We start from the raw sequence: 13,998 nt of genomic DNA, 5'->3' as shown, positions 1-13,998 counted from the left end.
GTCACCCGCCCTCGGCCAGCAGCGCCGACAGTTCGGCCTCGGACATCCCGTCGAGCTCGGCGAGCGCCCGCGCGAGCTCGTCGGCGTCGGCGCTGTCCAGCCGGGCCGTCGTGACGACGTTCGCCGCGGCCCGGACGGTCAGGTCGGACTCGAACAGCGCGTCCACCGGCAGCTCCAGGCCGAGTTCCTCGCGTACCCGGGCGAGGAACCGCACCAGCGTCAGCGACTGCCCGCCGAGCGCGAAGAAATCGTCGTCGGCCGACGTGGGGAGCAGGCCGAGGTCGGTCCAGATCCGGGCGACCGTCGATTCGGTCGCGTCCATCTACGACGCCCCCCGGACGCTCAGCGGGCGCATGTCGGTCCAGACGCCGTCGATGTGGTCGAGGCACTCCTGCCGGGTGCCGACCGTGCCCTCGGCCCGCCACCCGGCGGGCCGGTCGTAGTCGGTCGGCCAGATCGAGTACTGCTCCTCGAGGTTCAGGACGACCTCGTACTGCCGCTGGTTGCTCATCTCCGTCGCTCCTTCTTCTTCTCCGCCAGCGCCTTCGCGCCGATCAGGTCGTCGGGCATCGCATCCGGCACCCGGTCGTCGAACCGCGCCAGGCTGGGCCGGCGCAGCGAGATCAGCACCTGCACGACCATCGCGGCCGCCAGGAGCAGGAACAGCAGGGCGATCCCCCGGCCCTCGCCGACGCCGATGAGCGCGCCGACGCTGCCGGCCAGTGCTCCGTCCGGCGCCATCAGCGGCTCGAGCAGAGCGCTGCCGAGCGGCGCCACGACCGCGTAGCCGATCGGGATCGTGGAGAACGCGATCACCGTGTTCACGGCGAACACCCGGCCGTGGTAACGCTGCGGCACCTTGACCTGGACGACCGTCGTGTAGACGCCGTTGGCCAGGGTGAGCCCGAACGACATCCCGAACGCGCCGACCGCCACCAGCCACTCGCTCGGACGCAGACCGGGTACCGCGCTGCACAGCGCCAGCCCCAGGACGACGAGCAGCATCCCGCGCACCCGATCGTGCCGGGGCCCGCCCCAGACGCTCATCAGCAGCCCGCCGAGCACCGCCCCCAGGCCACCGGCCATGCTGGTGCGCGCGACCGCGTCCAGATCGGAGAACGACAGCACCAGCGGGGAGAGCAGCAGGAACAGCGGGGTCATGAAGAGGTTGAGCACCGCGAAGAACAGCAGCACCGGGCGCAGGCCGGCGGCTCCCAGCGAGTAGCGCCAGCCGCCGACGACCTCCTGCCAGAACGTCTCCCGGCGCACCCAGGCCATCGTGTTCGGGAACCGCACGAACAGCAGCACCGCGATGCCGACGCCGTAGCTGAGCACGTCGGCGAGCAGGATCCCGGGTAGCCCGATCGTGGCCAGCAGCCCGGCCGCGACCAGGGGCACCAGGAACTGCCCGGCGCCGAAGCTCATCTGCACGACGCCGTTGGCGTGCCCGAGGTAGCGCTTGGGCACCAGCTGGGGAACGGCCGAGGCGAACGCCAGCCGCTGGAAGGTGAGCGCGACCGAGAGCGTCACCAGCAGCACGTAGATCGCGCCGATGCCCAGGCGACCGGTGAGCGCGAGGCCGAGCAGCACGGCCTGGCTGCCGCCGGCCGCGGCGTCGGCGATCAGCATGACCCGCCGCCGGTCGTACCGGTCGACGACCGCACCGGCGAACGGCGCGACGAGCATCCCGGGCACCAGGCCGAGGACCGCGAACGTCGCGAACTTCACCAGCGAACCGGTCTGCGTGTAGATCCACAGCGGGATCGCGAACTCGCTCAGCGCCGAGCCGACGATCGAGACCAGCTGCGCCGCCGCGACCGTCCCGAACCGCCGCAGGCTCGGCTCCGGCCCGCTCGTCCGCCGCGGTGCGACGCCCGAGGTCGAGCGACCGGTGACGCTCCAGCCGCCCTCCGGGTCGCGGAGCGGCTCGTCGGTGCGGTGGACGGTGGTGACGATCTCGGCGAGCTCGGCGGCCCGGTACTTCAGGAAGAAGTGGCCACCCTCGTCCAGCACGACGAGCGACGCGGACGGCCCGAGGAGGTGCCACTCGCGGTACCGCTCCTGGTAGAACTCGGTCTGCGGGTCGCGGTTGCCGACCACCGAGACGATCGGGGCCCGCAGCGGAGCGGCGCCACCGGCGAACAACCCGGTGAAGTACTCCTCGGCGATCTCGGAGGCCTTCCGCATGTTCGCGACGATCACGTCCGACTCGGCCGGATCCAGCTCGGCCATGTCGACGCCCATCGACCGCAGCCAGTTCTCGTAGACCCGGTTGCCGAGCAGACGTTCGCGCCCGGCGATCGTCGAGAGCAGCGACGACACCCGGCCGGTGGGGCGCGCGAACGGGAACACCGCGCCGATGTAGACCGCCTCGACCGCCCGGCCGGCCGCCTCCAGGCGCCGGGCCGTCTCCACCGCCAGCGAGGAGCCCACCCCGCAGTGCCCGTAGATCACCACCGGCCCTTCGATCCGCTCGATCACCTCGGTGACGCACCGCGCGGCCAGCTCGTCGAACGGCAGCGGGTCTTCGCGCAGCCCGATGTCCTGGCCGGGGATCGCGACCGAGTACAGCGACCACCCGGCCGGCAGCGCGTCGGCCAGCGGCTGGTAGACGACCGCGCTGCCGCCGCCGTAAGGGACGCAGACCAGCGTGGCCACGCGCTGGTCGGCCGGGACGGGCCGGGTGAGCTCGTTGAGCAACCGGCGCGGCCCCCGTGCCCGCGCCGGTTGCTCGACGAACGCCGCGAGCTCGCGGATCGTGCGGTACGCGAACAGGTCGAGTACCGAGACCCCGCCCGCGGCGACCCGGCGCAGCCGCGCCGCCACCTGGGTGGCGATCAGCGAGTGCCCGCCCAGGTCGAAGAAGTCGTCGTCGATGCCGAGCGTGTCGACGCCGAGCAGTTCGGACCAGAGGCCGGCGATCAGCCGCTCGGTGTCGGTCCGCGGTTCCACCAGTGCGGTCGACGCGTCGCGCCGGACCACCGGGGCCGGCAGCGCCCGCCGGTCGAGCTTGCCGCTCGGGGTGAGCGGCAGGGCCGGCAGCTCCACGTACGCGGCCGGCACGAAATGGTCGGGCAGCGCACCGCGCAGCGCGGTGCGCAGCGCCGCGTCGTCCACTCCCCCGGGCGCCACCAGGTAGGCGACCAGGCGTTTGTCGCCGGGGTGGTCCTCGCGGACGACGACGGCCGCTTCCCGCACCCCCGGCTGACGCCGCAGCTCGGCCTCGATCTCCCCCGGCTCGATCCGCAGGCCGCGCAGTTTGACCTGGCTGTCGATCCGCCCGAGGAAGTCCACGGTGCCGTCCGGCCGCCACCGGGCCAGGTCCCCGGTCGCGTACATCCGGGAGCCGGGCGGGCCGAACGGGTCGGGGCCGAACCGCTCGGCGGTGAGCGCGGGCCGGTTCAGGTACCCGGTGGCCAGGCCCACCCCGGCGAGGTACAGCTGCCCGGGCAGCCCGACCGGTACCGGCCGGAGCCGGTCGTCGAGCACGTACAGGGTCAGGTTCTGGATCGGAGCGCCGATCGGCACCCGCGGCAGGCCCTCCAGCGCGTCGGCGCCGCAGTGCCAGGCGGTGACGTCGATCGCCGCCTCGGTGGGGCCGTAGAGGTTGTGCAGCTCGGCCGGGAGCAGCGCCAGGCACCGGCGGGCCAGGTCGACCGGCAGCTCCTCGCCGCTGCAGATCACCCGGCGCAGCGACGCGCAGCCGGTGACCCCGTCGGCGTCGAGGAACATCGCCAGCATCGAGGGCACGAAGTGCAGCGTCGTGACGCCCTCGGTGCGCACCAGGTCACGCAGGTACTCGGCGTCCTTGTGGCCGCCGGGCTCGGCCAGCACGAGCCGGGCGCCGGCCAGCAGCGGCCAGAAGAACTCCCAGACCGAGACGTCGAAGCTCGCCGGGGTCTTCTGCAGGACGACGTCGTCGTCGCCGAGCCGGTAGGTGCGCTGCATCCAGTCCAGCCGGTTGACGATGCCCCGGTGGGTGTTCGGCACGCCCTTGGGCCGACCGGTCGAGCCCGAGGTGTAGATGACGTAGGCCGGGTCGGTGGGCCGGGGCCCGGGCTCCGGCCCGCCGCCGACGACGTCCGGGCGGACGTCGTCGTCGGTGGCGTCGTCGAGGTGGATCTGTCGCTGCGACGGGAGCAGCGACGCGAAGCGGCGCTGGGTGAGCACGATCGACGCGCCGCTGTCGGCGAGCATGAACTCCAGCCGGCGCACCGGGTACTCCGGGTCGAGCGGCACGTACGCGGCGCCGACGCGCAGCACCGCGTAGAGCGCGACGACCAGTTCCAGCGAGCGTTCGGCGCAGATCGCGACCAGGTGGCCCGGGCCGATGCCGAGCCCGCGCAGCCGGTCGGCGAGCGCGGCGGAGCGGGCGTCGAGCTCGGCGTAGGTCAGGTCCTGGCCGGAGAACGTCACCGCGACGGCCGCCGGGCGGCGGCGTACCGACTCGGCGATCAGCGACGGCAGCGTGGCGTCCGGCGCCACCTCGACCGGCGGGCCGGTCCGCGCGACCCGTTCGTCCGGGGTGGTCAGCGCGATGTCCCCGACCGGCCGGTCCGGGTCGTGCAGCCCGGCCTCGAGCAGGCGACGCAGGTGTCCGGCCAGGCGCTCGACCGTGTCCGGCCGGAACAGGTCGGTGTTGTAGACGAACGTCGCCCACAGGTGCCCGGCGGGGTCGTCCCGGACGTAGATCTCCAGGTCGAAGCGGGTGGCGACGACCGGAGCCGACCAGTGCTCCAGCACCGTGCCGACCGGCGCCCGGCCGCTGTGCTCGGCGTAGTTCTGCACCGCGAACAGCACCTGGAACAGAGGCGAGCGGGACACGTCCCTGGGCACGTTCAGGGCCTGCACCAGCTGCTCGAACGGCAGCTCCTGGTGGGCGAACGCGTCCAGGCACGTCTCCCGGGTGCGCCGGACGAGTTCGGCGAACGTCGGGTCGCCCCCGAGCGACGCCCGCAGTGTCAGCGTGTTGACGAACAGCCCGATGAGCTTCTCCAGCTCCGCCTGGGTGCGACCGGCGACCGGCGACCCGACCGCGAAGTCCGCCTGCCCGCTGTAGCGGCCGAGGAGCGCGTGGACGCCGGCCAGCAGCACCATGTACGGCGTCGCGCCGTGGGCGTCGGCCAGCCGGGTGACGCCGGTCCGCACCGGGGCGCCGAGGTCGAGCGTGTACTCCGCCCCGCGGAACGTCTGCCGGGGCGGGCGGGGATGGTCGGTCGGCAGGTCCAGGGGCTCGAGGCCGGCGACGGCACCCCGCCAGTAGGCGAGGTCGGCCTCCTTCTCCGGCCCGTCCGTGCGCGCCCGCTGCCAGGCCGCGTAGTCGCGATAGCGCACCGGGAGCGCGGGCAGCTCGGCCGGGACGCCGGTCACGGCCGCGTCGTAGTGTGCGGTCAGTTCGTCCAGGAACAGGTCCATCGACCAGCCGTCGGTGACGACGTGGTGGATCGCGAGCACGAACAGGTGGTCCTCGGCGCCCAGCCGCAACAGCAGCGGACGCACCAGCGGGCCGGCGGCCAGGTCGAACGGCGGCGTGACGTGCGCCTCGACCCGCGCCTGGGCGTGCTCCTCGGCGACCTCCTCGAGGTCCAGCTCGAGCGCCGCCGCGGCCACGGGCGGGTCGACGGTGAGCACCGGCCTGCCGTCCCCGGCGTCGGTGAACCGGCTGCGCAGCGGCTCGTGCCGGGCCACCACGCCGCACAGCGCGGTGCGCAGCGCCGCCCGGTCCAGCGGACCGCGCACGCGCAGGACCACCGGGATCGTGTAGGCGCCGCTGCCCGGGGTGAGCTGCTCGAGGAACCACAGCCGCTCCTGGGCGAACGAGAGCTGCGGTGCTTCGCCGTCCGGCCGGGCCGGGATCGTCGCCACCGGCGCGGTGCGACGACGCAGACGACGTTCGAGCAGCGCGCGCTTGGCCGGGGAAAGTGCGTCGGTGGTCATGGCGTGGGTTCCTCCTCGGCGGCCAGCAACGCGGCGGCCTCGTCGTCGGAAAGGTCGGCCAGGTCGGCCAGGAGCGCCTCCTCGACCGCGGCGGCGAACCGCTCCAGCACCGGGTGGGCGAAGACCGCACGCAGCGGGATCCGGGTGCCCGTCGCCGCCCGGAGCCGGGCCAGCATCTTCATCGCGAGCAGCGAGTGGCCGCCGGACGCGAAGAAGTCCGCGTAGAGCCCGACCCGGTCGAGCCCGAGCAGCTCGGCCCAGACGTCGGCGACGAGTTCCTCGGCGGCGGTGCGTGGCGCCACGTAGGGCACCGGCCCGCGGGGCACCCGGACGGCCCGCCGGGTCCGCTCCGCCCCGGACACCAGGCCGTCCGGATCGGACAGCAGCGTGCCGAGCAGGGCCGCGAACTGCTCCGCCCACCCCCCGACGGTGTCGCGCGAGAACAGGTCGGTGCGGTACCCGAAGACCAGCCGCAGACCGTCCGGCATCCGCCAGGCGTCGAGGCTCAGGTCGTACTTGACCTGCCGGAACTCGGCGTCGAAGAACTCCGCGTCGACGCCGGGCAGCACGTCGGTGCCGGCGGCGTCCTCGGTGTGGAGCGTGAACATCGTCTCCAGCAGCGGGGTGCGGCCGACGTCGCGCGGGAGGTCGAGCGCACCGAGGATCCGGTCGAACGGGACGTCCTGCCGGGCGTAGGCGGCGAACGCGGTGTCGCGGGTGCGGGCCACCAGCTCGCGGAAACTCGGGGCGCCGGACAGGTCGGCGCGCAGGGCCAGCGTGTTGACGAAGAAGCCGATCAGGTCGGCCACCTCGACCCGGGGCCGGTGCTCGATCGGCGTGCCGACGCAGAGGTCCGGCGAGCCGGTCAGCCGGCCCAGCAGCACCTGGTAGGCCGCGAGCAGCACCACGAACGGTGTCGCCGACGACTCGGCGGCCAGCCGGCGCACCGCGCGGACGACGGGTTCGGGCAGGTCGTGCACGAGGAAGTCGCCGGCCGAGGAGGGCACCGGTGGACGCGGCCGGTCGGTCGGGAGCTCCAGCGGCGGCACCCCGGCGAGCTGCTCGGTCCAGTAGCCGAGCTCCTCGCCGGCGGTGCGCGCCCGCTGCCAGGTCGCGAAGTCCGCGTACTGAACCGGGAGGGCGGGCAGCTCGGCGCCGTCGTAGGCCCGGCGCAGCTCGGCGGCGAGCAGCCCGGCCGAGCGGCCGTCACCGGCGATGTGGTGCAGCACGACGGCCAGGACGTGGTCGTCGTCGCTGATCCGGACCAGCCCGGCCCGGATCGGCGGCCCGGTCTCCAGGTCGAACGGCGTGTTGACCCACTCGGCGACCCGCGTGCGGGCCTCCTCGGGCCCGGCGGCCCCGGCCCGCAGCAGCGTCACCCCGGTGGCCGGCCCGACATCCTGCACCGGTTCGCCGTCGATCTCGGGGAACCGGGTCCGCAGCACGTCGTGCCGGTCCACGACCACGCCGAGCGCGTGCTCGAGCCGGGCGGGGTCGACCGGCCCGCGCAGGCGGTAGGCGAGGTGGATGGAGTAGGAGGCGTCGTCCGGATCGAGCTGGTGCAGGAACCACAGCCGTTCCTGGCCCAGCGAGAGCGGCGCCGGACCGGCCCCGGCCGGGCGGGCGACGACCGGCCGGTCCGCGGTGCCCGGCCGGGTACGCAGCCGGTCGATCGCCGCGGCCAGACCGGCGACCGTCGGCGCGCCGAACAACGTCCGGACGGTCAGGTCGCAGTCGACGACCGTGCAGAGCCGGGCGACCGCGCCGGTCGCCAGCAGCGAGTGGCCGCCGAGCGCGAAGAAGTCGTCGTGCATGCCGACCGCGTCCAGCCCGAGCACCGCGGCCCATACCTGGGCGACCAGCTCCTCGGTCGGGGTGCGCGGGGCGAGGTAGCCGGTGTCCTGGCGGGGGTCCGGGGCCGGGAGCGCGCGCCGGTCGACCTTGCCGTTGCCGGTCAGCGGGATCTCGTCGACGGCGGTCAGGTGGGTCGGGACCAGGTAGGCCGGCAGCCGCGCGGCCAGCCCGGCACGCACGTCCGCCGGGTCCGCGTCGCCGACGAGGTAGCCGGCGAGCGTCCGGTGGCCGGCGGCGTCGGTGCGGGGTACGACGACCGCCTGCCGGACGCCCGGCTGCGCGGCGAGCGCGGTCTCGACCTCGCCGAGCTCCACCCGGTAGCCGCGGATCTTCACCTGGTCGTCGAGCCGGCCGAGGAACTCCAGCTGGCCGTCGGCGCGCCAGCGCACCCGGTCGCCGGTGCGGTACATCCGGGTGCCGGCCGGGCCGAACGGGTCCGGGCGGAAGCGGTCGGCGGTGAGGCCGGGGCGGCCGAGGTAGCCGCGGGCCAGGCCGGCTCCGGCGATCCAGAGCTCGCCGGAGCCGGCCGGGGTCAGGTGCTCGTCGAGGACGTAGAGGCGGGTGCGGTCGATCGGCCGGCCGATCGGCGGGCGGCCGTCGGTGTCGTGGCCGCCGAGGGTGGCGGCGGTGGCGATCACCGTGGCCTCGGTGGGGCCGTAGGTGTTCAGCACCTCGACGCGGTCGCCGACGCGGTGACGCCAGGTCGCGAGCGCGTCGGACCGGACCTGGTCGGCGCCGAGGATCAGCAGCCGCAGCGAGTCCGGGAGGTGGAGCCGGTCGAGGGTGGGGACCAGCTCGTGGAAGTACGGGGTGGGGAGGTCGAGGACGGTGACCGGGGTGTGGTCGAGGAGCTCCGGGAGGTCCTGGCCGGGCGGGAGGAGCACCAGCCGGGCTCCGGCGGTCAGCGCCGGCCAGACCTCCTCGACGTGGGTGTCGAAGCTGACCGAGGCGAACTGGACGACCTGATCGGCCGGGCCGAGCGCGTAGCGGCGGCGCATCCACTCCACCCGGGCCGCGAGGGCGCCGCGGGAGACGACGACGCCCTTGGGCGTTCCGGTGGAGCCGGAGGTGTAGATGACGTACGCGGGGGCGCCTGGCCCCGCCGACGTGGGTTCGGCCCGTCCGGGGTGGACGTCGCCGGGGAGGACGTCGCCGGGGAGGACGAGGTGGTCCACGGGTGGGAAGTGGTCGTGGGGTGAGTCGGTGACCAGCACGGTCGCGCCGCTGTCGCGCAGCAGGAACTCGATCCGCGCGGGCGGGTAGCCGACGTCGATCGGCACGTACGCGCCGCCCGCCTCGAGCACGCCCAGCAGCGCCACGATCAGCTCCGCCGAGCGGGGCAGCGCCACCGCGACCGGCACTTCGGGCCCGACCCCGAGCGCACGCAGCCGGGCCGCGAGCGCTCGCGCCCGGCCGGCCAGCTGCGCGTAGGTGAGCTGCTCGTCCCCGTCGACGATCGCGACCGCGTCCGGGTCGAGGCGCACCCGCTCGGCGACCAGCGCCACGACGTCGGCCGGGTCGTCGTCCGCGGATGCGCCGCGGCCGAGGGCCAGCAGCCGGGACCGCTCCGCCGAGGACACCAGCTCCACCCCGGACAGCGGCCGGTCCGGGGCCGCGACCGCCGCCCGGAGCAGCGCCTCCAGCCGCTCGGCCAGGCCCGTCATGGTCGCGGCGTCGAACAGGTCGGTGCGGTAGTTGAGGGCCACGTCCAGGCCGTCCGGGTCCCGCCAGCACTCCGCCATCAGGTCGAACTTCGCCTGGGTGACCCCGTCGTCGAACGGTTCGGCCCGGACGCCGGGCACCACGTCGACGCCGGCCGCGTCCTCGGTGTGCACGATCAGCATGGTCTGGAAGAACGGGTGGAAACTGGCGTCGCGGGGCAGGTGCCAGGCGGCGGCGAGCCGCTCGAACGGGATCCGCGGATGCCCGAACGCGCCCAGGACGGTGTGGCGGGTGCGGCTCAGCAGGTCGGCGAACGTGGGGTCGCCGCTCAGGTCGGCACGCAGCGCGAGCGTGTCGGTGAACATCCCGATCAGCGGCACGATCTCCGGCCGCACCCGGGCCGACGCCGAGGTGCCGACGCAGAAATCGGTCTGCCCGCTCAGCCGGGAGAGCACGGCCTGGTACGCCGCGAGCAGCACCACGAACAGCGTGCTGCGCCGCGCCACCGCGAGCCGCTCGACCGCCTCGGTGAGCTCGATCGGCAGCCGGTGCCGTACGAACGCTCCCCGGGTGCTGGGTAGCGGCGGGCGCGGGCGGTCGGTCGGCAGGTCCAGCACGGGCACCCCGGCGAGCCGGTCGCGCCAGTACGCGAACGCGTCGTCCTCGCCGTCGCGGACCACCGCGCGCTCCCAGGCCGCGAAGTCCGAGTACCGCACCGGGAAGTCGGGGCGCGGGGCCCCGTCGTAGGCGTGCCGGATCTCCTCGACGAGCAGCGCCAGCGACTGGCCGTCGCCGCCGATGTGGTGCACGACCAGGCACCAGACGTGGTCGTCGGGGCCGAGGCGGATCAGCCCCGCGCGGATCGGACGGTCGCGTTCCAGGTCGAACGGCGCGTTCGTCCACCCGGCCACCCGTTCGTGGGCGGCCAGGACGGGATCCGGCGCGGCGGAGAGGTCGACCCGCTCGGCGGTGACGTCGGCCGGCGGATCCACGAGCAGCGCGGGCTCGCCGTCGACCAGCCCGAACCGGGTCCGCAGCGCCTCGTGGCGGGCGACGACGCGGGTCAGCGCGCGGTCGAGGGCGTCCGGGTCGATCGGCCCGGCGCAGCGGTAGACCAGCGGCATGTTGTAGGAGGCGTCGGCCGGGTCGAGCTGGTGCAGGAACCACAGGGGCTGCTGGCCCAGCGAGAGCGGCGCCGGGCCGGAGCCGGTGGGCCGCGGTTCGATCGGTCGGCGGGCCATCGTGGCCCGGGTGCGGTCGGCGTGGGTCCGGTCGAGTTCCCGGGCGAGGTCGGCGACGACCGGCCAGGTGAACACCGAGGCGACCCCGACCTCGCGGCCGAAGTGCTCCGACAGCAGCGCGGCGATCGTCATCGCGAGCAGGGAGTGGCCGCCGAGCGCGAGGAAGTCGTCGTCGGCGCCGACCCGGTCGTGCCCGAGCACCTCGGCGAACACCGCCGCGACCACGTGCTCGGACGGCGTGCCGGGAGGCCGGTACCCGGCGGTCTCCGGGGTGAGGTCCGGGGCGGGCAGCGCGGCCCGGTCGAGCTTGCCGTTGGGCGTCAACGGCAACTGCTCCAGTGCGACGTACCGGCGCGGCACCATCGCGTCGGGCAGCGCGCGGGCCAGCGCGGCACGCACGAGGCCGGGATCCCACGACGCGCCGGGCACCGGCACGACGTAGGCCACCAGGGCCCGCTCCCCCGCCACGTCCCCGGTGACCGCGACCGCGGCCGCGGCGACCCCCTCGACCCCGCCGAGCCGGTTCTCGATCTCGCCGAGCTCGACCCGGTGACCGTTGAGCTTCACCTGGTCGTCGGTACGCCCGAGGAACACGAGCTGACCGTCGCCGCGCCAGCGGGCCAGGTCACCGGTGCGGTAGAGCCGCGCGCCGGGCGGGCCGTCCGGGTCGGGCCGGAACCGGTCCGCGGTCAGACCGGGGCGGTCGAGGTAGCCCCGGGCGACGCCGAGCCCGCCGATCCAGAGCTCGCCCGGTGCCCCGACCGGCACCAGGTGTCCGTCCGGGTCGCGCAGCTGGATCCGGGTGTTGGCCAGCGGTGTGCCGATCACGACCTCGTCGACGTCGGCGGGCACCTCCCAGGCGCACGACCAGACCGTGGTCTCGGTGGGTCCGTACACGTTGAGCAGCCGCCCGGTCCGCGCCCGCAGGTCCCGCGCGAGCCCCGGCGGCAACGCCTCCCCGCCGACGAGTGCGGTCACCGCTCGGGCCGAGCCGGGCCCGACGCTCGCGGCGCGGTCCACCGTGGACGGGTCGGTCCGGCCGAACCCGCCGGCGAGCAGGAGGCGCCACCGCGACGGGGTGGTCTGGACATGGGTGACGCCTTCGCGGCGGATCAGGTCGCCGAGCGCGCGGCCGTCCCGGGCCGAGGCCTCGTCGGCGACCACGAGCCGGGCACCGGTGACCAGCGGCAGGTAGAGCTCCAGCGCCGCGATGTCGAAGGCCAGCGAGGTGACCGCGAGCCAGCGGTCGGCCGGGCCGGCGGCCAGGCGGTGCCCGAAGTCGGCGATCAGGTTGCCCAGCGCCCGATGCTCGACCGCCACGCCTTTCGGGCGCCCGGTCGAGCCGGACGTGTAGAGAACGTAGGCGAGATCGTCCGGCTCCGGCCCGTCCGGCACCTCCACCACCGGCGCGGGACGGGGTTCGTCCACGTGGATGATCGGCGCCGGGGTGGGGGGTAAGTGGGTGTCCTGTGCGCGCCGGGTCACGACCAGTGCGGCGTGGCTGTCGGAGAGGACCAGGGCCTGACGGTCCGGCGGGTACTCCGGGTCGATCGGCACGTAGGCGCCCCCGGCCCGCCACACCGCCAGCGTGGCGACCACCAGCCACGGGGACCTCTCCAGGCACACCGCTACCAGCGTGCCCCGTCGGCACCCGGCCGCGGTGAGTCGCGCGGCCAGCGCGGACACCTCGCGGCCGAGGTCGGCGTAGGTCCAGGTGAGTCCGGCTCCGACGACCGCGACGGCGTCCGGGGTCCGGGTGACGCGCTCGGCGATCAGCGCCGCGACCGTCGACGACGGAACCGGGCGCGAGGTGGTGTTCCACCGGCGGAGCACCTCGCGGTCGGCCCGGGGAGCGCGGCCGGCGTCGGCGAGCGGGGCGTCGGGCGCCTCCCCCACCGCGTCGACGAGCGTGCGGAACGCCTCCGCGAAGCGGTCGATCGCGCCCGGCTCGGCGGCTCCGCGGGGGGTCCGGAACGTCAGGTCGGTGGTGCCGTCGGGTAGCGGGGTCGCTTCGACCGTGAGGTCCAGTGCGTCCGCGCCGACCTCGTGGTGCCAGACCTCGGTCGTCAGGCCGGGCCAGGCGCCTTCGTCGGCGCGGTGCCGGTGGACGTGCAGCGCGGCCTGGAACAGCGGGTGGATTCCGGGGCGGCGCGGGGTCCGGCCGGCCAGGAGGTCGAACGGCACCTCGCGGGCGAAGGCTTCGGCCACCGTGGCCCGGACCCGGTGCACGACCTCGGTGAACGTCGCGGCCCCGGCGAGGTCGGTACGCAGCACCAGCGGGTTGAGGAAACAGCCGACGAGCGGCTCCAGCTCGGTCCGGGCGCGGCCGGCGGAGACGGTGCCCACCGTGACGTCGGCGCTCCCGGTGTACCGCGCGAGCAGCACGTCGAGCACCGCGAGCAGCGTCACGAACGGCGTCTGGTTGCCGGTGACCGCACGCAGCCGATCCAGCCGTCCGGCCGCCAACCGCACCCGCACGCTCTCGGTCCCGGCGGCGGCACCGGGCTCGGCCGGACCCGGGACGGCAGCGGCGGAGCGGCGGCGCGCGGGCGTGAGGAACGGCAGGTCCAGGTCCGGCAGCGGAGGCGCCAGCCGCTCGCGCCAGTACTCGTCGGCCGCCGCGGGCACCTCCTGGCCGGCCACCCAGCAGGCGTAATCCACATAGTCCAGCTCGCCCCCCGGATCCCCTCCCGCCGGTGCCGCGTACCCGGCCGCGAGCTCACGCAGCACGATGTCGACCGACTGCTCGTCGAACGCGATGTGGTGGCCGGCGAAGAGGAGGACGTGGTCCTGGTCGGACAGCCGGCACAGCGTCAGCCGGAACAGCGGCCCGGTGGCCAGGTCGAACCGTTCGGCGGCGGCCTCGGCGGTGACCGCGGAGGCCGCCGCGGAACGGGCGTCGGCCGGTGACCCGGTCAGGTCGACGACGTCGAACGGCGCCGGCGCCGTGGCCGCGACGATCTGGTGCGGAACGCCCGCCGAGACGCCGTAGCGCGTCCGCATCGACTCGTGCCGACCGGCCACCTCGGCCAGCGCGGAGCGCAGGGCCTCGACCCGCAGCGGGCCGTGCAGCCGCAGTCCGGCGGTCGCGTTGGGCACCGCCACCGCGCCGGTGTCCAGCTGGTCGGCCAGCCAGAGGCGCACCTGGGCGGGGGTGCACGGGAACGTCCGCCCGTCGCGCGGCTGCCGCGGGATGGCGCCGGGCCCGGTGCGGGCGCCGAGCAGCGCCGCCAGCGCCGACCGCCGGCGCGGATCCAGAGTGAACACGCGGTCGGCGACAGGTGAAGCCATGGACGTAACCCCC

4 protein-coding genes are annotated in these 13,998 nt (G+C 75.0%); all 4 read right to left on the bottom strand.

Features of this window, described 5'->3' with window-relative positions; all coding sequences use genetic code 11:
- Position 1: 1 nt before the first annotated feature.
- Genes CRYAR_RS19195 through CRYAR_RS19180 form a run of 4 tightly spaced genes read right to left on the bottom strand, consistent with a single transcriptional unit; the run spans position 2 to position 13,985 of the window.
- A complete protein-coding gene (locus CRYAR_RS19195; RefSeq protein ID WP_035852654.1) occupies positions 2–322 on the bottom strand; it encodes a phosphopantetheine-binding protein in 321 nt (106 codons plus the stop codon).
- On the bottom strand, positions 323–511 hold the full coding sequence (locus CRYAR_RS19190; protein WP_035852653.1) for an MbtH family protein: 189 nt from the start codon (positions 509–511) through the stop codon (positions 323–325). It abuts the gene before it with no gap.
- The gene (locus CRYAR_RS19185; protein WP_035852652.1) at positions 508–5,937 is read right to left on the bottom strand and encodes a non-ribosomal peptide synthetase/MFS transporter; all 5,430 of its coding nucleotides are present in this window, start codon (positions 5,935–5,937) and stop codon (positions 508–510) included. The genes CRYAR_RS19190 and CRYAR_RS19185 overlap by 4 nt, the downstream gene beginning before the upstream one ends.
- The gene (locus tag CRYAR_RS19180) at positions 5,934–13,985 is read right to left on the bottom strand and encodes an amino acid adenylation domain-containing protein (RefSeq protein ID WP_084700704.1); all 8,052 of its coding nucleotides are present in this window, start codon (positions 13,983–13,985) and stop codon (positions 5,934–5,936) included. Before CRYAR_RS19180 ends, CRYAR_RS19185 begins: the two co-directional genes overlap by 4 nt.
- Positions 13,986–13,998 lie beyond the last annotated feature (13 nt).

This window comes from Cryptosporangium arvum DSM 44712, from assembly GCF_000585375.1.
GTDB classification, from domain to species: domain Bacteria; phylum Actinomycetota; class Actinomycetes; order Mycobacteriales; family Cryptosporangiaceae; genus Cryptosporangium; species Cryptosporangium arvum.
This window is presented reverse-complemented; position numbering and strand designations above follow the sequence as displayed.